The organism is Ectopseudomonas toyotomiensis (assembly GCF_900115695.1).
Lineage (GTDB): Bacteria > Pseudomonadota > Gammaproteobacteria > Pseudomonadales > Pseudomonadaceae > Aquipseudomonas > Aquipseudomonas toyotomiensis.
In genome coordinates this window covers 302,108-321,708 of record NZ_FOXK01000007.1, presented here as the reverse complement: position 1 = coordinate 321,708, position 19,601 = coordinate 302,108, and the positions used below count along the sequence as shown (strand labels likewise).

Here is a 19,601-nt window from a genome sequence, read left to right as displayed (position 1 = left end):
GGCTCGCGAATACCACTCCGTTGTCAGGGTTGATCCTAATCTCCCCAGGACTGAGAAGCCAATCTCAATTGGCAACCAATTGGCAACCAGAAAGCCATTATCTAGAAAGCGCCGAAAAATCTGCAGGCATAAAAAAATCCAGTCACCGCTAAGTGACTGGATTTTCTAGGGTTTTTTGGTCGGGACGGAGTGATTCGAACACTCGACCCCTTGCACCCCATGCAAGTGCGCTACCGGGCTGCGCTACGCCCCGACGATGCTTCCGGGTGACCGAAAGCGGGAGGAACTATACATTAAGCTTTTGAAATAAGGCAACTTTTTCTTGGCCTTACTTCTTCAGTACATGCAAAACATCCTCGAGCTCGGCGATCATCTGTTTGATCAGCTGACGATACTGAGTAGTGTCGTCCTTGGCTTCGTCACCAGAAAGGCGCTGACGTGCGCCACCGATGGTGAAGCCTTGATCGTACAGGAGTGCACGAATCTGCCGAATCATCAGCACATCCTGACGCTGGTAATAGCGACGGTTACCCCGCCGCTTTACCGGATTCAGCTGTGGGAATTCCTGTTCCCAGTAACGTAGAACGTGGGGCTTGACCGCGCAGAGTTCACTGACCTCACCAATGGTGAAGTAGCGTTTGCCGGGAATTGCCGGTAGTTCGTCGTTATGACTTGGTTCCAGCATAGGCCTCGACCCTGGCTTTCAATTTTTGCCCTGGACGAAAAGTGACCACACGGCGAGCCGTGATTGGAATCTCTTCCCCTGTTTTCGGGTTACGGCCGGGTCGCTGGCGCTTGTCGCGCAAGTCGAAGTTGCCGAACCCGGACAGCTTGACCTGTTCGTTCAGCTCAAGAGCCTGGCGGATCTCTTCAAAAAACAGCTCCACCAGTTCCTTGGCTTCCCGTTTGTTCAGGCCGAGCTCTTCATACAGACGTTCCGCCATTTCAGCTTTCGTCAGAGCCCCCATACGCTACTTCCTTAACGTGGCGTTGAACCTTTGTTCGAGGCAGGTGAGGATATTTTGCGTAGTAGTACTCACCTCATCGTCATTAAGAGTGCGCGATGGATGTTGCCAGGTCAAGCCGACGGCAAGGCTTTTTCTAAGCGGATCAATGCCTTTACCGTGATAGACGTCAAATAGCTTGAGGTCCGTCAGCCATTCTCCTGCCGTTTCACGGATTGCGCCCAGCACAGCCTCGGCCGGCTGCTCGCGGTCGACCAGCAGCGCCAGGTCACGACGCACTTCAGGGAAGCGCGACAACTCGCTGAATGCAGGCATGCGACCAGCAGCCACTTCGGCCAGCACCAGCTCGAAGAGGAACACAGGCTGATCCATGCCCAGGGTCTTGGTGAGTTCAGGATGCAGAGCACCGATGAAGCCAACCAGGCGCCCTTCCCGCTCGATACGGGCGGTCTGGCCCGGATGCAGAGCAGGATGCTCGCCAGGCACGAAGCAGAAGGCATCGGCCGCACCGGCATAACCCAGCAGCGCCTCGACATCGGCTTTCAGATCATAGAAGTCGACATTATCACGGCTGTTGGCCCAGCCTTCGGGTAGACGGCTGCCGGTGATCACGCCGGCGAGCATGGCTTCCTGCTGCAGACCTTCCAGCTGACCGACAAAACGCAGGCCGCTCTCGAACAGACGCACGCGCGACTGCTGACGATTGAGGTTGTGCTGCAGCGCCTTGACTAGCCCTGGCCACAGCGAGGAACGCATAGCGGCCATATCGGCAGAAATCGGGTTGGCCAACTGCAACGGTTCTACACCAGGCGTGAACAGCTCGAACAGCTTCGGGTCGATGAAGCTGTAGGTGATCGCTTCCTGATAACCACGGGCGACCAGCAGACGACGCAGCGCCGGCAGCTCAGCCCGCGCTTCGGCTTTGGCCTGCGGCGCCAGGCGCGCTTGCGGGTAACGTACCGGCAGGCGGTTATAACCGTACAGGCGGCCCAGCTCTTCGATCAGATCCACTTCCAGGCTGATGTCGAAGCGGTGACTGGGCACGCTGACCAGCCACTGGTCGGAGCCCTGAGCGCTGACACCCAGACCCAGCGCGGTGAGCAGACGCTCGACTTCAGCGCTGTCCATGTCCATACCCAGCATCTGGCTGATGCGTTCGGCGCGCAGGGTGATCGGCGCCACGCTCGGCAGATCGGCCTCGCTGCTGACTTCGATAACCGGGCCGGCTTCGCCGCCAACGATCTCCAGCAGCAGCGCAGTCGCGCGCTCCATTGCCTGACGCGCCAGTTGCGAATCCACACCACGCTCGAAGCGGTGCGAAGAGTCGGTGTGCAGGCCATAGGAGCGGGCCTTGCCGGCAACGGCGATGTTGTCGAAGAAGGCACTTTCCAGGAACAGGTCACGAGTCTTGTCGCTCACGCCGCTGTGCTCACCGCCCATCACGCCAGCGATGGCCAGGGCGCGACTGTGATCAGCGATGACCAGCGTATCGGCACGCAGGCTGACTTCCTGACTGTCGAGCAGCACCAGCTTTTCGCCATCTTCCGCCATGCGCACGCGAATGCCGCCATTAATCTCGGCGAGGTCGAAGGCGTGCATCGGTTGGCCCAGCTCGAGCATCACGTAGTTGGTGATATCCACCGCCGCATCGATACTGCGAATATCGGAACGACGCAGCCGCTCGACCATCCACAGCGGGGTCGGACGGGACAGGTCAACGTTACGCACAACGCGACCGAGGTAACGCGGGCACGCCTTGGGCGCGAGCACCTCGACCGGACGCACTTCGTCATGCGCGGGCGCAACGGCCTCGATAGCAACTGGCGATACGGCGGCGCTGTACATGGCCCCCACTTCGCGAGCCAGGCCAGCGAGCGACAAGCAGTCACCACGGTTGGGGGTCAGGCCGATCTCGATGCTGGCATCGTCCAGTTGCAGGTAGATGCGAATGTCGCTGCCAACCGGCGCATCGGCCGCCAGCTCCATCAGGCCACTGTTGTCCTCGCTGATCTGCAGCTCGGAAGCCGAGCACAGCATGCCCTGGGATTCCACACCACGCAGCTTGGCCTTCTTGATCTTGAAGTCGCCCGGCAGTTCTGCGCCGATCATGGCGAACGGAATCTTGATACCGGCGCGGGCATTGGGCGCGCCGCAAACGACCTGGAAGGTCTCGCTGCCATTGCTAACCTGGCATACACGCAGCTTGTCGGCGTCCGGATGCTGTTCGGCACTGAGGATCTCACCGACCACGATGCCACTGAAGGCGCCGGCAACCGGCTGTACGGCGTCGACTTCGAGGCCAACCATGGACAGGCGCGCGACCAGATCCTCGCGGGATACATCGGGATTCACCCAACTGCGCAGCCACTGTTCACTGAATTTCATGTTGTCTGTTCTCCTTGACGGGCATGCCGCGTAGGCACCCACATCATGCAAGCCTACGCTGCATACCCCACCCTCATCCGGCGCTTTGCGCCACCTTCTCCCGAGGAAGAAGGATTTGAAGGAAGCGTCGCTACGCGACTGTCACGCTAAATGAATTCGATCACGAGGGGTGGCTGCTAGCGAAATTGCGCTAGGAACCGCAGGTCGTTATCGAAGAACAGGCGCAAGTCGTTGACGCCATAACGCAGCATGGCCAGGCGCTCGACACCCATACCGAAGGCGAAGCCGGAGTATTTCTCCGGGTCGATGCCGCTCATGCGCAGCACGTTCGGATGCACCATGCCGCAGCCCATCACTTCCAGCCAGCCGGTCTGCTTGCACACGCGGCAGCCCTTGCCGGAACACATCACGCACTGCATGTCGACTTCGGCCGACGGCTCGGTGAAGGGGAAGAAGGAAGGACGGAAACGCACGCCCAGCGGTTTCTCGAAGAACACCCGGAGGAATTCCTCGATGGTGCCCTTGAGGTCGGCAAAGCTGATGTCTTCGTCGACCAGCAGGCCTTCGACCTGATGGAACATCGGCGAGTGGGTGATATCGGAGTCGCAGCGATAGACACGGCCGGGGCAGACGATGCGGATCGGCGGTTGCTGCGATTCCATGGTGCGTACCTGAACCGGCGAGGTGTGGGTGCGCAACAGCATGTTTGCGTTGAAATAGAAGGTATCGTGCATCGCCCGCGCCGGATGGTGGCCAGGGATGTTGAGCGCCTCGAAGTTGTGGTAGTCGTCTTCGACTTCCGGCCCCTCGGCCACGCTGTAGCCAATATGGGTAAAGAACTGCTCGACACGCTCGAGCGTGCGAGTGACCGGGTGCAGACCACCGGATGCCTGGCCACGACCAGGCAGGGTAACGTCAATACGCTCGGACGCCAGCTTTTCGGCGAGCAAGGCCTGCTCAAGCACGGATTTGCGGGCATTCAGGGCATCTTGCACTTGATTCTTGGCAGTGTTGATCAGAGCGCCAGCCTGCGGCCGCTCTTCGGCCGACAGCTTGCCCAGAGTCTGCATCAGGGCGGTCAGTTCGCCTTTCTTGCCAAGGTACTGAACCCGGAGCTGTTCCAGGGCATTGACATCTTCACTTCGTTGCACGGCCTCGAGCGCTTGCGAGACCAATGCATCCAGATTTTCCATTTACAGACTCCAGATACGAAATAGGGGAAGAGCTGTTAAGGCTCTTCCCCTATCTTTGACGTTGCCACCGGGCGAGCCCGGTGATTGTCGGGGGACTTAAGCCAGAACGGCCTTGGCCTTCTCGACAATCGCAGCAAACGCCGCTTTTTCGTTCACTGCCAGATCAGCCAGAACCTTACGGTCGATTTCGATCGACGCTTTCTTCAGGCCAGCGATCAGACGGCTGTAGGACAGACCGTTGACGCGAGCACCAGCGTTGATACGAGCGATCCACAGTGCGCGGAACTGACGTTTTTTCTGACGACGGTCACGGTAGGCATATTGACCAGCCTTGATGACAGCCTGCTTGGCAACACGGAACACACGCGAACGAGCGCCGTAGTAGCCTTTAGCCAGTTTCAGAATCTTTTTGTGACGAGCACGAGCGATAACGCCACGCTTAACACGAGCCATGAGTAATTACCTCTAAGTATCTTGACCGATTAACGAACGCGCAGCATGCGCTCGACTTTAGCTTTGTCCGACGGACCGATCAGCGAGCTGCCACGCAGCTGGCGCTTACGTTTCGTGGACATCTTGGTCAGGATGTGGCTCTTGAAAGCGTGCTTGTGCTTGAAGCCTGTAGCAGTCTTCAGGAAGCGCTTCGCAGCACCGCTCTTGGTTTTCATTTTTGGCATGTTTTGTACTCCGCATTCATTAACAACTGATAACCATCAGGCCTGCCAGTGCCCGGTAGATTATTTACGCTTCTTGGGTGCGATGACCATCATCAGCTGGCGTCCTTCCAGCTTAGGATGCTGTTCTACGGTGCCGATTTCAGCGAGGTCAGCTTCGACCCGCTTCAACAGCTCCATACCCAGTTCCTGGTGAGCCATCTCACGACCGCGGAATCTCAGAGATACCTTGGCCTTGTCCCCATCTTCAAGGAAACGTACCAGGTTGCGTAGTTTTACCTGGTAATCCCCATCTTCCGTCCCTGGACGAAACTTGATTTCTTTAATCTGCTGCTGGTGCTGGTTCTTCTTGGCGAGAGCAGCCTGCTTCTTCTTCTCGAACAGGTGCTTGCCGTAGTCCATGATGCGGCAAACTGGCGGCAGTGCGTCAGCAGAGATCTCTACCAGATCCAGCTTGGCTTCTTCAGCCACGCGCAATGCCTCATCGATCGAAACAATACCGACCTGCTCGCCGTCTGCACCAATCAGGCGCACTTCACGAGCGGTGATGTTTTCGTTGATCGGCGCCTTAGGGGCGGCCCGCTTGTCCTGTCTCATTTCACGCTTAATAGTTATTACTCCAAATCTTGGCGACCACGCCGGGAAACCGCTTGCTGCAACTGTGCGGCGAACTGCTCGATGGGCAGAGAGCCCAGATCGACGCCTTCACGGGTACGGACAGCAACGGATCGAGTCTCGACTTCCCGATCTCCAATAACCAAGAGATAGGGAACCTTGAGCAAGGTATGCTCGCGGATTTTAAAGCCGATCTTTTCGTTTCTCAAGTCAACCTTGGCACGAAAACCGCTTTGATTGAGAGTTTTCTCGACTTCACGGGCAAAATCGGCCTGCTTGTCGGTGATATTCATGATCACCGCCTGGGTCGGAGCGAGCCAAGCTGGGAAGGAGCCGGCGTAGTGCTCGATCAGCATACCGATGAAACGCTCGAACGAACCGAGGATCGCGCGGTGCAACATGACCGGACGCTTGCGGTTGTTGTCTTCGGCGATATAGCTGGCATCCAAGCGCTCAGGCAGGTTCGAATCGTACTGCAGCGTACCGCACTGCCAGTTACGCCCCAGGCAGTCACGCAGGGTGAATTCGATCTTCGGACCGTAGAAGGCGCCCTCACCCGGCTGATATTCCCAGGCCAGGCCGGATTCGTTCAGCGCTTCGGCCAGCGCACCTTCGGCGCGATCCCACAGCTCGTCGGAGCCCACGCGCTTGGCAGGACGGGTCGAGAGCTTCATGGCGATATCGGTGAAGCCGAAGTCCGAGTAGACCTGCAGGGTCAGCTTGATGAAATCGGCCGCTTCCTTCTTGACCTGATCCTCGGTGCAGAAGATGTGTGCATCGTCCTGCACGAAGCCACGCACGCGCATGATGCCGTGCAGCGCGCCGGACGGCTCATTGCGGTGGCAAGCACCGAACTCGGCGAGGCGCAGCGGCAGGTCGCGGTAGGACTTCAGGCCTTGATTGAAGATCTGCACGTGGCACGGGCAGTTCATCGGCTTGACCGCGTAGTCGCGGTTTTCCGAAGCCGTGGTGAACATGTTCTCGGCGTAGTTGGACCAGTGCCCAGAGCGCTCCCAGAGGATGCGATCGACCACCTGCGGCGTGCGCACTTCCACGTAGCCGTTCTCACGCTGCACCTGGCGCATGTACTGCTCCAGCACCTGATAGACGGTCCAGCCATTGGGATGCCAGAAGACCATGCCCGGCGCTTCTTCCTGCAGGTGGAACAGATCCAGCTGCTTGCCGATACGACGGTGATCGCGCTTCTCGGCCTCTTCAATACGCTGGATATAGGCAGCCAGCTGCTTCTTGTCCGCCCAGGCAGTGCCATAGATACGCTGCAGCTGCTCGTTTTTCGAGTCGCCACGCCAGTAGGCACCGGAAATGCGGGTCAGCTTGAACGCCTTGAGGAAGCGCGTGTTCGGCACGTGCGGGCCGCGACACATGTCGACGTATTCTTCATGGAAGTACAGACCCATGGCCGTTTCGTCCGGCATGTCGTCGATCAGACGCAGCTTGTATTCCTCACCACGAGACTTGAACAGCTCGATGACCTCGTCACGCGGCGTCATCTTCTTGATGACGTCGTAGTCCTTGTCGATCAGCTCGGCCATGCGCTTTTCGATGGCCGCCATGTCTTCCGGCGTGAAGGGACGATCGATGGCGATGTCGTAATAGAAGCCTTCGTCAATGACCGGCCCGATCACCATCTTGGCGTTCGGATACAGCTGCTTGACGGCATGCCCAACCAGGTGAGCACAGGAGTGGCGGATGATTTCCAGCCCCTCTTCGTCCTTCGGCGTGATGATCTGCAAGGTGGCATCGGCATCGATCACGTCACAGGCATCGACCTGCTTGCCGTTCACCTTGCCAGCCAGGGTGGCTTTGGCCAGGCCTGCACCAATGGATTGCGCGACCTCCAGCACAGATACCGGATGATCGAACGAACGTTGACTGCCGTCGGGAAGAGTAATGATGGGCATGGCGCCTCCTCTCCTAGTGGTGACCCCTACCAAAGGTCACGTGGGTTGGGATGAGCCAGGAAGCGATTCAGCGGTATGCCCACCTAACGATGGCAGGAGCCCGAAGGCCAACCAGTCCGAACCAGAGTCACTGGAAGTAAAGAGCGGGGATACTTTCAGAAAGCCTGAGCCCTGACAAGCTGCCGCTTGAAACAAACACGCAAAAGCCTGCTCGAAGAATTCGAGCAATAAAAAAGGGGTCGCTTAGCGACCCCTTTTTATCGATTTGGTAGGCACAATTGGACTCGAACCAACGACCCCCACCATGTCAAGGTGGTGCTCTAACCAACTGAGCTATGTGCCTTCGATGGGTGCGCATTCTACGCAGATCTTTTTGGCCGTCAACAGGTTTTTTAGCTAACTCACTGAAATAGGCCAATTTTTTATCGAAACCGGATCGTTGAATATTTTGCACGGACACTAGCCGGTCATTTTCAACTCAGGTAGCATCGCTTCATTCGTAAAAAATAAAGAACAGAGGTTCAAGATGGCGCACACGGCATATCCACAATCCTATTACGCCGCTTCAACCAACCCCGTCCCGCAACGCCCTGCCCTGCAAGGTGAGGTGGAAACCGATGTGTGCATCATCGGTGCGGGTTACACCGGCCTGTCCACTGCACTGTTTCTGCTGGAAAACGGTTTCAAGGTGAGCATCGTTGAGGCGGCCAAGGTTGGCTTCGGCGCTTCGGGTCGTAACGGCGGACAGATCGTCAACAGCTACAGCCGCGATATCGACGTGATCGAACGCACGGTCGGCCCCAAGCAGGCGCAACTGCTCGGACAGATGGCGTTCGAGGGCGGCCGCATCATCCGTGAGCGCATCGCCAAGTACGACATTCAGTGCGACCTGAAGGACGGTGGTGTATTCGCAGCGCTGACCAGCAAGCAGATGGGTCATCTGGAATCGCAAAAGAAGCTGTGGGAACGCTACGGCCATACCCAGCTGGAACTGATGGACGAAAAACGCATCCGCGAAGTGGTTGCCACCGACAACTACGTCGGTGGCATGCTGGACATGAGCGGCGGCCATATCCATCCGCTGAACCTGGCGCTCGGCGAAGCCGCTGCCGTGGAATCGCTCGGCGGTGTGATCTATGAACAGTCCCCGGCCACGCGCATCGAGCGCGGCGCCAACCCGGTGGTGCACACCCCGCAAGGCCGCATCAAAGCCAAGTTCGTGGTCGTCGCGGGTAACGCCTACCTAGGCAACCTGGTGCCGGAACTGGCGTCCAAATCGATGCCGTGCGGCACCCAGGTGATCACCACCGAGCCGTTGTCTGATGAAGTCGCCGCCAGCCTGCTGCCGCAGGATTACTGCGTGGAAGACTGCAACTACCTGCTTGACTACTACCGCCTCACCGGCGACAAGCGCCTGATCTACGGCGGTGGCGTGGTCTACGGTGCGCGCGACCCGGCCAATATCGAGGCGATCATCCGGCCGAAGATGCTCAAGACTTTCCCGCAATTGAAGGACGTGAAGATCGACTTCGCCTGGACCGGCAACTTCCTGCTGACGCTGTCGCGCCTGCCGCAAGTGGGTCGTATCGGCGACAACATCTATTACTCGCAAGGCTGCAGCGGCCATGGCGTCACCTACACCCACCTGGCGGGCAAGGTGCTGGCCGAGGCGCTCCGCGGTCAGGCCGAGCGTTTCGATGCCTTCGCCGGGTTGCCGCACTATCCCTTCCCTGGCGGTCGCCTGTTCCAGGTACCGTTCAGCGCCATTGGCGCCTGGTATTACACGCTGCGTGACAAACTCGGCGTGTAATCCCGTCCATCAACGACAACGGCGCCCCAAGGCGCCGTTTTCGTTTGCATCATGGACACGCCGACAAGGCCTGACACTGCCCAGCAGAACCACTGGCTTTCGGTGGTGCAGCGAAGCGCGCATCCTCCGGCGCCAGACGCTGTGCGCAGGCCTGGGCCTGCTGCGCCTCAGAAGCACACCCCTGCTCGCCCAGCACTTGCGACAGGTTGAACCAACCCGCAGCAAAACCCGGCTCGCGCTTGAGGCTCTCACGCAATGCCTGTTCAGCACCCTTGCGGTCGCCATCGGCGTAGCGGCTGTTGCTCAGGGCGAACCAGGGCAGCGACTGCTCCGGCCAGGCCTCGGCGGCGCGGCGATAGGCACGCCGCGCGGCCTGCGCGTTGCCAGTTTGCTCGAGGTCGTTGGCAGCCTTCATCCAGACATGCATGTCGGCCTGTGCCGGCAGGCGCTCCGGCGGCAGGGTCACGACCGCCCAGCGCCCACCGCGTGCCCAGGTTCTGTCGAAGCTGTTGAAGCTGTCTTCGAGCCTGCGCGTGGTGGCCGACCGCAAGATCAGCGTGCGCTCGCGACGGTCGTAGCCGACCACCACCGCGAAATGCCACTGCGGGTAGAAGTCGAACGCCAGGTTCTGCAGTACCAACACCGGGTTACCAGCAGCCACTTCAGCCAACACGGCGTCCAGGCGCGGTTGCAGCGGATACACCAGCATTTCGTGATTGCGCGCGGCGGCGACCATCTCCACCTGCAGGCTGCCTTCACGGCTGGGGATGTAGACCTTGTCCTTGAGCGCGCCCGGCGTGGTCAGCACACCACGTTGATTGAGCATGGTGGCCAAGGCAGCCGGCCCGCACTGGAAGGCGTCCTGAGGGAAGAAAGGCACATCGGTGAGTTCTACCCGCTCAGGCAAACGCTCGGTCTCCGGTGATAACACCGGAGACCGAGCGCAGGCTGTGAGTAGAACGATCGAAGCGATACAGCAGAGGCGAATCAGCGATTTATGCATTTGACGAAATTGAAGATGTTGGTGGCGCACAGCATATCAGTGATGATGAAGATCACCAGAAACAACACGATGATGCCGACCACACCGGCACCTGCAGGCGCCTGATCCAACTGCTGGTTGAACTGCGCCAGTTCGGCTGGGGTCAGGCTGGCGATACGCGACTCGACCTGATCACGGTCGACGCCCATGGACACCAGTTTCTCCTTCACCTGCTCGTCATCGAGCATGGCCATCAACTGCTCCTGATCCACCTTGTGCTGCTGCTCGGCGATCACCTCGTGAGTGCCGACCATCGCCGCATTCGCGGCAGGAATCTGCACCACCAGCAGCAGGTGAAACAGCGCGGTAATGGCTGCCAGACGGCGCATAACGGGGTTCATGGCGATTGTCATTGTGGTTATCTCCTGAGGGACGAGGTAGCCAATAGACAGCATCCAAATCGCTCAGGTTCACTCCACCAGTCTGCGCGCGTTCAGGTTTCCATCAGGAGCTGGCTGAGCACCGCGCGCAGCTTGCCCGGCTTGACCGGTTTGTTCAGCAAAGGTGCGCCCAGCGCCTGCAACTCGCGCCGGCAGTCATCGCTGCGATCGGCGCTGATGATCAGCGCCGGAATCGACCTGGAAAACTCGTCACGTAGCTGCTGGATCACCTGGCAACCGAGCACCCCGTGATCGAGGTGAAAATCCGCCAGAATCACCTCCGGCGCCCTGCCCTGCAGGCGCTGCAAGGCCTCGGCCAGGTCGACTGCCGTGACCACCTCGCAACCCCATTGCCCGAGCAACGCGGCCATGCTGTGGAGGATGTCCACCTCGTTGTCGATCACCAGCAGGCGCCGCCCCGGCAAGGGATTACCGAGAACCGATTGCGCCACGGACGGCACCTGGCGCTGCGGTCTGGCCTGCGCCAGGGGCACGCGAATGCTGAACACCGAGCCGCGCCCAGGCTGCGAACGAACCTGCACCGGATATCCCAGCATGCGGGCGATGCGCTCGACGATGGCCAGGCCCAGGCCAACGCCCTTGCGCTCGGCGGCGCGCCCGACCTCCAGCTGATTGAATTCGAGGAAGATCTTGTCCAGTTGATCGGCGGCGATACCGCGACCGCTGTCCCACACCTGCAGCTCGACGAATGCGCCGCGGCGCCGTGCACCGAGCAGCACGCCGCCCTGCTCGGTGTAACGGCAGGCATTACTGAGGAAGTTGCGCAGGATGCGAGTCAGCAGACGGAAATCGGTGTGCACCGCGTAGTCGGCGATGCGTACGCGCAGATGCAGACCACTGGCGCTGGCGACGCTTTCGAACTCCGAGGCCAGCGGTGCCAGCAGCTCTTCGAGGCGGTAGACATCGACGTCCGGTTTGATCGCTGCCTGATCCAGCTTGGAGATGTCCAGCAGGTCAGCGAGCAGGTCTTCGGCGCCTTCCAGCGCCAGGTGACTGCGCTCGATCAGGTTGTGTTCGGCGCTCGGCAATTCACGCTCACGCAGTGTGGAGATCAGCAATCGCGCTGCGTTGAGTGGCTGCAGCAGGTCGTGGCTGGCCGCGGCCAGGTATTTGTCCTTGCTGCGGTTGGCCGCCTCGGCTGCGTCGCGCGCCTCGCGCAGGGCCAGCTCGATACGCTCGCGTTCCTCGATCTGCCGCTGCAGGCTGCGATTGGATTCGAGCAACTCATAGGTGCGCGCAGCGACGCGGCGCTCCAGTTCGTCATTGAGTTGTTGCAGACGTTGCTGGGCCTGTTTGCGCTCGGTGATATCGGCGACGAAGCCTTCGAAAACGCCCTCGCCTTCAGGCTTGAGCAGCAGGTTCATCAGCACGTCGATGGTGCTGCCATCGCGCCGGCGCAGGCGCGTTTCATAACCGAGCAGCGCCTGGCCCTGGCTCAGGCGCTCACGAATCAGCGTCAGCTCATCGAAGCCGCCAACGAACAGGTGCCGGGCCAGATCGTCCGGCGACCACAATACCTGCTGCGGATCGTCATAGCCGAGCATTCGCGCCATCGCCGGGTTGGCCGCCAGCACGCCGTCCTGCAGGCTGGCCTGGATGATGCCGTGCACGGCGTGCTCGAACAGCCATTTGTAGCGGTTGCGCTCGGCTTCCAGCTCTTCCAGGCGCGCCAATAGCTCGGGGTAATGGCTCTTGCGCGCCGACTGGCTGCCGAGGCCCAGCAGCCCGGCCAGCGCTTCGTCAGAGCGCCTCGCCATACACCACCTCGACATCGCGCTGGGTCGACTCGCGCGGGTTGGTGAGGATGCACGGGTCGTCCATGGCGTGGCTAGACAAGAACGGAATGTCCGAGGTGCTCACGCCATGCAGGCTGAGCGTCTCGCGAAAGCCCATGGCGTGCTTGAAGGCGATCAGGTGTTCGACCAGGCGCTGGCGAATCTGCGCGTGATTGAGACCACGGCAATCGATACCGAGGGTTTCGGCGATGACCTTGAAACGCTCCGGCGCCGCGCTGTAATTGAACGCCACCACGTGCTCGACCAGCACCGCGTTGCACAGGCCGTGTGGCAGGTCGAGGAAACCGCCGAGGCTGTGGCTCATGGCGTGCACCGCGCCGAGAATCGCATTGGAGAAGGCCAGACCGGCCTGCATACTGCCGAGCATGATCTTCTCGCGCAGAGCGATATCACCCGGGTTGGCGATCATCTGCACCAGGTTGCCGTTGATCAGGCGCATGGCTTCCAGCGCGTGGGGGTCGGTCAGCGGACCGTGGCCAGTGGATACGAACGCTTCGATGGCATGCACCATGGCGTCGATACCGGTACAGGCACTGAGGAACGGATCCATGCTCAGGGTGGTTTCCGGGTCGATCAGCGATACGTCCGGCACCACCGCCTTGCTGACGATGGAGAACTTCATCCGCTCCTGCTGGTTGGAGATGATCACGAACTGCGACACGTCTGCCGAAGTGCCGGCGGTGGTCGGGATCAGGATCAGCGGCGGACTGGGCACGCGAATGGTGTCCACGCCTTCGAATTCGAGAATGCTGCGGCCATGGGCGACGACAATGCCGATGCCCTTGGCGCAGTCCATCGGGCTGCCGCCACCAACCGCAACGATGACGTTGCAGCCCTCGCTGCGATACAACTCAGCCCCTTCCATCACCTCTTCCACGCGCGGATTGGGCGAGACCCTGGTGTACAGGCAGTAGGCGATGCCCTGGGCCTGCAGGCTGGCCTCGATATCACCGGACCAGCCCGCGGCGACCACACCGGGATCGGAAACGACCAGCACCTTGCGTGCACCGAAAGTCTTGGCGTAATTGCCAACGTTATGCCGGGAACCGGCGCCGAAGATGATCTCGGGGGAAACGAACTTTCGCAGCTGACTCAAATCGTGGCTCATACAACGGCCTGAAATTTCTTGTTATGGAATGGCGATCAGCCTACTGCATTGCCGGGTTAATGCAATGCGACCTGCGATCAGCTCAGCCGCTGATAGAAGGCATGCTCGGCGCGCAGAGCCTCGGCCAGATTGGTAGCCTGACGGAAACCGTGGCGTTCCTCGGCGAACAGGTGATATTCGACCAGCAAACCGCGCTGACGCAGCGCCTCGACCATACTTTCGGTCTGACTCGGCACCACCACCGCATCCAGCGCGCCCTGGAAGAAAATCACCGGCACCCTGATCCGTTCGGCCTGCAACAAGGGGGTGCGATCCTGGTAGCGCTCGGCATCCTGCTGCGGGTCGCCGATCAGCCAGTCCAGGTAATCTGCCTCGAACTTGTGGGTCACCCGGCGCAGCGCCAGCGGGTCGCTGACCCCGTAGAGACTGGCGCCGCCACGCAACTGCGGCAATTCGGCCAGTGCACGCAGCGCGCTGAAGCCACCGGCACTGCCGCCACGCACGAAGACGCGTTGCGGATCGATACGGCCATCAGCGGCCAGTGCGTCGATGGTGGCACGGATGTCCTCGACCTCCAGTTCGCCCCACTGGCCAGCCAAACGCAGGCGATAGTCGCGGCCGTAGCCACTGCTGCCACGGTAGTTGAGATCGAGCACTGCGAAGCCGCGTAGCGTCCAGAAGGCGATACGCGGATCGAACACCGGGTAGCAGGCCGAAGTCGGACCGCCGTGCAGGAAGATCACCAGTGGCGGGCGCTCGGGCCCATCAATCGGCGCATAGAAAAAACCATGACAATGTTCGCCCTGCCCGACCCTGCAGCTCAGGGCCTCAGGACGGGAAAGCTGCCGTTCGGGCAAGGGCTGCTCGCCGCCAGCGAGTATGCGCAGTGCGCCATCGCTGCGGCGAATGGCGAGCACCGCCGGCAAGCGATCCGGTGCGGCAGCGATGCAGTAGAAATATTCGCTGTCGGCAGCCAGGGAGCGGAAGCGAGTGAAGTCTTCAGCCAGCCGCCGTGTCGCCTTTACGTAGGGTGTCGCGGGGCCGCCCAAGCTGTGCGCACCGATTGTTTTGCCGTCGAGATCGCTGGTGCGCACGGCGCACCCTACCAGCGCGCCGACACCCTGCTCGAAACGGGTCAGCAGAAGCTCGTCACTCTCCATCGGTAAATAGGTTCTGCCTCCCAGTTGCCAGGGAGCTGAGGCGTGATCAAAGGGCGCTGCGTCCAGCATGGTTCCCTCATCGACGCACTCAGGCTGCCACCAGCCCGCTTTGTCGCTCAACACCCACAGCCGGCCCTGCGCATCGAAACGTGGCTGCTGCAGAGCCTGATCGCTGCCCTGCCCGGCCAGCACGCGGGTACGTTCGCCGGACTCACGCTGGCACAGGCGCGTGGCGAGCCAGGGCTGGTACGGGCGATCCCACTCGATCCACGCCAGACGCTGGCCGCTAGGGTCGGCCACCGGTGCGGCATAAAAGTCCGCGCCCTCGATCAGTACCTGGCGATGTTCGGTGAGACCGATACGCACCAGGCGATGCACCACTGCGCCGCCTTCATGGCTTTCCTCCACGGCCAACAGCGCCTGCCAGGCGGGCACGAAGGACAAGTCGCCATAACGGCAGTGAGGTTGATCGGTGATCAGGTAGGGTGCGCCATGCGCACCGACGTCCAGGCCAATATCGATGCGATAGACCTGCTGATCACGCTCATTGACGAAGGCCACGCCCAGCTCCGTGGCGCAGCAGGCGCCGCCGCCGTACTCATAGACCCGGCTGCGCACAGAAAACCCCGGCGGCGTCAGCTCACACACAACGCCGTAGCGGCAGAAGAACAGCCCGCAACGCGCCAGAGCGGGATCGAACGCCACCCACAGCACGCCGCCATGAGCAGCGTGCAGCTCGGCGAAGTCGGCGCTGGCCGCTGCAGCCTGTTCGGCGCTCCAGATCGAGTCGGGATCGCTCACGCCTTGCATATGATCCGCGAGGCCTTCTCGTTGCGGTACTGCAGGGCATCCAGCCCCAGTGGCGCCTCATCGGCCTGCTGGCGGGCAGCGAGAATCACGCCATGGTGCGCCGACTTGCTGCACACCGGGTCGGCGTTACTGGCATCGCCGGTGAGCATGAAGGCCTGGCAGCGACAGCCGCCGAAATCCTTGTGCTTCTCGTCGCACGAACGGCACGGCTCGGGCATCCAGTCGTCACCGCGGAAGCGGTTGAAGCCGAATGAATCGCGCCAGATATGTTCGAGACTGTGCTCGCGCACATTGGGAAACTGCACCGGCAGCTGTCGCGCGCTGTGACATGGCAATGCCGTGCCATCCGGGGTGATGTCGAGAAACAGATTGCCCCAGCCGTTCATGCAGGCCTTGGGGCGCTCCTCGTAGTAATCCGGGGTGACGAAGATCAGCTTGCACGGATGCTTCTCGGCCGCCAGTTTGTCGCGCCACTGATTGGTGATGCGCTCGGCACGTTCCAATTGCGTGCGGGTCGGCAGCAAGCCAGCCCGGTTGAGTTCCGCCCAGCCGTAGAACTGGCAGGTGGCGAGCTCGACGAAATCTGCCTCCAGCTCCAGGCACAGCTCGATGATGCGCTCGATATTGTCGATGTTGTGCCGGTGAGTGACGAAGTTGAGCACCATCGGGTAGCCATGGGCCTTGACCGCGCGGGCCATGGCCAGCTTCTGCGCGAAGGCCTTCTTCGAGCCGGCCAGCAGGTTGTTCACCTCCTCGTCGGCGGCCTGGAAGCTGATCTGGATATGATCGAGCCCGGCTTCGGCGAACGCGGCGATGCGCGCTTCGGTGAGGCCGATGCCGGAGGTGATCAGGTTGTTGTAGTAGCCCAGGCCGCGCGCCGCCGCGATCAGCTCGGCCAGATCCTGGCGCACCAGCGGCTCGCCACCGGAGAAGCCCAGCTGCGCCGCCCCCAGTTCACGCGCCTGACGGAATACCTCGATCCATTCGGCGGTGCTGAGCTCCGCGCCCTGCCGTGAAAAATCCAGCGGGTTGGAACAGTACGGGCACTGCAGCGGGCAGCGGTAGGTCAGCTCCGCCAGCAACCAAAGGGGTGGGCCAACCTGTACGCCCGGCTTAGCGAAGCTCGATCCAAAACTGAGCATGGGCCACCTCCATGAAGGCGATGATGTCTTCGTCGATACCGGGCACATCGGGGAAGCGCTGGTGCAGGTTGCCGATGATCTCGGCCACCGAGCGCTTACCGTCGACCTGCTGGAGAATCTCGCCGGCGCTGTCGTTGAGCTTGATCATGCCTTCCGGATAGAGCAGCACGTGGCAGCCCTGCGCCGGTTCGAACTGCAGGCGGAAGCCGCGGCGGATGGCGGGTACGCTGGGCAGAAGATTGGCAGTCATAGAACGGACTCCGTCATGGTGCGCACGGCGCACCCTACAACAGGCTCAACACTAGGGTGCGCCACACGCACCGACACATCGAGGTTCATAGCGCGATCCCTCGATGCCAGACGCGCTCGTCGGTCACCGTGTGATACGGCGGGCGCTGCAGTTCGTAGGCCATGCTCATGGCGTCGAGCATGCTCCACAGCACATCCAGCTTGAACTGCAGGATGTTCAACATGCAGTCCTGCGATTCGCGAGTGCGGTAGTGTTCGAGGGTGATGCGCAGGCCATGCTCGACATCGCGGCGCGCCTGGCTCAGACGATTGCGGAAGTAGTCGTAGCCGGTGGCATCGATCCACGGGTAGTGCTGCGGCCAGGCGTCCAGGCGCGACTGGTGGATGGTCGGGGCGAACAGCTCGGTCAGCGAGCTGCTGGCCGCTTCCTGCCAGCTCGCACGGCGGGCGAAGTTGACGTAGGCGTCGACGGCGAAGCGCACGCCGGGCAGCACCAGCTCCTGCGACAGCACCTGCTCGCGGTCGAGGCCGACGGACTCGGCCAGGCGCAGCCAGGCCTCGATACCACCCTCCTCACCCGGCCCACCGTCATGGTCGAGGATGCGCTGAATCCACTCGCGCCGGGTTTCGCGATCCGGGCAGTTGGCGAGGATCGCCGCATCCTTGAGCGGGATGTTGACCTGATAGTAGAAACGATTGGCTACCCAGCCCTGGATCTGCTCGCGGGTGGCGCGCCCTTCGTACATGGCGCGGTGGAACGGATGATGGATGTGGTACAGCGCGCCCTTGGCGCGCAGCGCCTGCTCGAATTCGGCAGGTGTCATGGCAGCTTGGCTCATCAGAACTCCCCGGTGCGCACAGCTTACAAAACGATGCTCATGCCATCGAACGCGACCTCGATGCCGTGCGCGTCAAGTTCGGTGCGCTCGGGCGAATCCAGGTCGAGAATCGGGTTGGTGTTGTTGATATGGATAAGGACCTTGCGTGCCGAAGGCAGGCCGTCGAGCACCTCGATCATGCCGCCCGGGCCGCTCTGGCAAAGGTGGCCCATCTCACTGCCGAGCTTCTCGCCGACCTCGCACACGCGCATCTCGTCGTCGCGCCACAGGGTGCCATCGACCAGCAGGCAATCGGCACGGCGCATCCAGCCCAGCAACTGCTCGTCCACCTGGCCCAAGCCGGGGGCGTAGAAAAGACTGCGGCCGCTGCGCCGGTCCTCGATGAACAGGCCGATGTTGTCCCCCGGGTGCGGGTTGCCCCGGTGCGGCGAATACGGCGGCGCGCTGCTGCGCAGGGCGATGGCGGTGATGCTCAGCGCCGGACAGGCCGGAATGCCGAAGGGTTTTGCATCCAGCTCGATCAATTGGTGCTGCAGGCCGCCATTCCAGTGGCCGAGCATGTTGAACAGCGGAAAGCCGGTGGTCAGGTCCTGATGGACCATCTCGGTACACCAGACCTGATGCGGGCAGCCTTCGCGCAGGGTCAGCAGACCGGTGCAATGGTCGATCTGGCTATCGAGCAGGACGATGCCGGCAATCGCCGTGTCGCGCAGCTTGCGCGCTGGTTGCAGCGCCGGAAAGGCTTCGATCTGCGCACGGATATCCGGCGAGGCATTGCACAGGATCCACTGCTCACCGTCATCGGAAATGGCGATGGACGATTGCGTGCGCGGCTGCGCGCGCAGGGTACCGGCGCGCACGCCACGGCAGTTGCGGCAGTTGCAGTTCCACTGGGGAAAACCGCCGCCAGCGGCGGAACCGAGAATCTGGATATGCATGGAAGTCACCAGCGGGGATGCCCCGGACGAACCGGGGCCAGGAGCGGTCAACGGTTGGCGAAATACATCGTCACTTCGAAGCCAATACGCAGATCGGTGTAGGCGGGTTTAGTCCACATGATGCGGTCCTCTTTTTATGGCGCCGGGGCATTCCGGCAACCCCATTAAGCCCCCGCCAGGCAAGAGGCCAAATGGTACTTTGGGATGAATCGGCACTGGCATTGGTAGGTGACGCTATCAGTAGGCATGCCTCGCGCCTGGAAGGTTCCAGTCATCGCCTGGCCTGAAACATGCGCCAATAAAAAACGCGGCCGAAGCCGCGTCGCGATAAGGGTCTGCTGCCGTACAGGCTGATGGCTGCCTGCAGATCCACCCGGGTAGGGTCCTTCGCCGTGCAAGGGCGGCGTGCCGGAGCGAGCGCGCCGCGTCATGGGTTGATCAGACTCAGAAGAACCCGAGCGGATTGATGTCATAGCTCACCAGCAGATTCTTGGTTTGCTGGTAGTGGTCGAGCATCATCTTGTGGGTTTCACGGCCGACACCGGACTTCTT

Annotated in this window: 20 protein-coding genes and 2 tRNA genes; 1 reads left to right on the top strand and 21 read right to left on the bottom strand. The window is 61.2% G+C overall.

Going from position 1 to position 19,601, the window contains the following annotated elements:
• Positions 1-176 precede the first annotated feature (176 nt).
• The 10 genes from BM186_RS16445 to BM186_RS16400 all read right to left on the bottom strand — a co-directional run bounded on the left by BM186_RS16445 (position 177) and on the right by BM186_RS16400 (position 8,097).
• Positions 177-253, bottom strand: a tRNA-Pro gene (locus BM186_RS16445).
• A gap of 75 nt (positions 254-328) precedes the next feature.
• A complete protein-coding gene (locus BM186_RS16440) occupies positions 329-685 on the bottom strand; it encodes a MerR family transcriptional regulator (protein WP_013716019.1) in 357 nt (118 codons plus the stop codon).
• The gene (ihfA, locus tag BM186_RS16435; RefSeq protein WP_003243414.1) at positions 666-968 is read right to left on the bottom strand and encodes an integration host factor subunit alpha; all 303 of its coding nucleotides are present in this window, start codon (positions 966-968) and stop codon (positions 666-668) included. Before ihfA ends, BM186_RS16440 begins: the two co-directional genes overlap by 20 nt.
• A gap of 3 nt (positions 969-971) precedes the next feature.
• Positions 972-3,350 (bottom strand): phenylalanine--tRNA ligase subunit beta, encoded by a 2,379-nt coding sequence (gene pheT, locus BM186_RS16430; RefSeq protein ID WP_074916644.1) that lies wholly within the window; start codon positions 3,348-3,350, stop codon positions 972-974.
• A 176-nt stretch (positions 3,351-3,526) separates the two neighbouring features.
• Positions 3,527-4,543 (bottom strand): phenylalanine--tRNA ligase subunit alpha, encoded by a 1,017-nt coding sequence (gene pheS, locus BM186_RS16425; RefSeq protein ID WP_003461226.1) that lies wholly within the window; start codon positions 4,541-4,543, stop codon positions 3,527-3,529.
• A 96-nt stretch (positions 4,544-4,639) separates the two neighbouring features.
• Positions 4,640-4,996, bottom strand: coding sequence for a 50S ribosomal protein L20 (gene rplT, locus BM186_RS16420; protein ID WP_003461224.1), 357 nt, complete (start codon positions 4,994-4,996; stop codon positions 4,640-4,642).
• A gap of 29 nt (positions 4,997-5,025) precedes the next feature.
• Positions 5,026-5,220: a 50S ribosomal protein L35 gene (rpmI, locus tag BM186_RS16415; RefSeq protein ID WP_003461222.1), complete on the bottom strand. Its 195-nt coding sequence runs from the start codon at positions 5,218-5,220 to the stop codon at positions 5,026-5,028.
• Between the two features lie 60 nt (positions 5,221-5,280).
• Positions 5,281-5,832 carry a translation initiation factor IF-3 gene (gene infC / locus BM186_RS16410; protein WP_174892499.1) on the bottom strand — a complete coding sequence of 184 codons (552 nt, stop codon included), beginning with the start codon at positions 5,830-5,832 and terminating at the stop codon, positions 5,281-5,283.
• Entirely contained in the window at positions 5,832-7,754 is a 1,923-nt protein-coding gene (thrS, locus tag BM186_RS16405; protein WP_074916642.1) for a threonine--tRNA ligase, read from the bottom strand. Before thrS ends, infC begins: the two co-directional genes overlap by 1 nt.
• Before the next feature lie 266 nt (positions 7,755-8,020).
• Positions 8,021-8,097 (bottom strand) — tRNA-Val (locus BM186_RS16400).
• Positions 8,098-8,280: 183 nt separating this feature from the next.
• On the opposite strand from BM186_RS16400, the gene BM186_RS16395 reads away from it, so the two are divergent.
• The gene (locus BM186_RS16395) at positions 8,281-9,564 is read left to right on the top strand and encodes an NAD(P)/FAD-dependent oxidoreductase (protein ID WP_074916640.1); all 1,284 of its coding nucleotides are present in this window, start codon (positions 8,281-8,283) and stop codon (positions 9,562-9,564) included.
• Between the two features lie 49 nt (positions 9,565-9,613).
• Here BM186_RS16395 and BM186_RS16390 read toward each other — a convergent pair whose 3' ends face one another.
• The 11 genes from BM186_RS16390 to BM186_RS27085 all read right to left on the bottom strand — a co-directional run.
• Positions 9,614-10,567 (bottom strand): PA2778 family cysteine peptidase, encoded by a 954-nt coding sequence (locus BM186_RS16390; protein ID WP_241519892.1) that lies wholly within the window; start codon positions 10,565-10,567, stop codon positions 9,614-9,616.
• On the bottom strand, positions 10,552-10,959 hold the full coding sequence (locus BM186_RS16385; protein ID WP_072425549.1) for a PA2779 family protein: 408 nt from the start codon (positions 10,957-10,959) through the stop codon (positions 10,552-10,554). Before BM186_RS16385 ends, BM186_RS16390 begins: the two co-directional genes overlap by 16 nt.
• Positions 10,960-11,039: 80 nt before the next feature.
• Positions 11,040-12,764, bottom strand: a complete 1,725-nt coding sequence (locus BM186_RS16380; RefSeq protein ID WP_074916636.1) for a hybrid sensor histidine kinase/response regulator — start codon at positions 12,762-12,764, stop codon at positions 11,040-11,042.
• On the bottom strand, positions 12,748-13,911 hold the full coding sequence (gene ercA, locus BM186_RS16375; protein ID WP_074916634.1) for an alcohol dehydrogenase-like regulatory protein ErcA: 1,164 nt from the start codon (positions 13,909-13,911) through the stop codon (positions 12,748-12,750). Before ercA ends, BM186_RS16380 begins: the two co-directional genes overlap by 17 nt.
• Positions 13,912-13,988: 77 nt before the next feature.
• Positions 13,989-15,881 carry an alpha/beta hydrolase family protein gene (locus BM186_RS16370; RefSeq protein ID WP_074916632.1) on the bottom strand — a complete coding sequence of 631 codons (1,893 nt, stop codon included), beginning with the start codon at positions 15,879-15,881 and terminating at the stop codon, positions 13,989-13,991.
• Entirely contained in the window at positions 15,869-17,023 is a 1,155-nt protein-coding gene (gene pqqE / locus BM186_RS16365) for a pyrroloquinoline quinone biosynthesis protein PqqE (protein ID WP_074916630.1), read from the bottom strand. Before pqqE ends, BM186_RS16370 begins: the two co-directional genes overlap by 13 nt.
• Positions 16,995-17,273 carry a pyrroloquinoline quinone biosynthesis peptide chaperone PqqD gene (gene pqqD, locus BM186_RS16360; RefSeq protein WP_074916628.1) on the bottom strand — a complete coding sequence of 93 codons (279 nt, stop codon included), beginning with the start codon at positions 17,271-17,273 and terminating at the stop codon, positions 16,995-16,997. Before pqqD ends, pqqE begins: the two co-directional genes overlap by 29 nt.
• An 85-nt stretch (positions 17,274-17,358) precedes the next feature.
• The gene (gene pqqC / locus BM186_RS16355; protein ID WP_074916626.1) at positions 17,359-18,111 is read right to left on the bottom strand and encodes a pyrroloquinoline-quinone synthase PqqC; all 753 of its coding nucleotides are present in this window, start codon (positions 18,109-18,111) and stop codon (positions 17,359-17,361) included.
• 23 nt (positions 18,112-18,134) lie between these two features.
• The gene (pqqB, locus tag BM186_RS16350) at positions 18,135-19,049 is read right to left on the bottom strand and encodes a pyrroloquinoline quinone biosynthesis protein PqqB (protein ID WP_074916624.1); all 915 of its coding nucleotides are present in this window, start codon (positions 19,047-19,049) and stop codon (positions 18,135-18,137) included.
• Between the two features lie 47 nt (positions 19,050-19,096).
• Positions 19,097-19,168, bottom strand: coding sequence for a pyrroloquinoline quinone precursor peptide PqqA (pqqA, locus tag BM186_RS16345; protein ID WP_003243383.1), 72 nt, complete (start codon positions 19,166-19,168; stop codon positions 19,097-19,099).
• A gap of 325 nt (positions 19,169-19,493) precedes the next feature.
• On the bottom strand, positions 19,494-19,601 hold a 108-nt coding region (locus BM186_RS27085; protein ID WP_234499630.1), incomplete at its 5' end, for a hypothetical protein.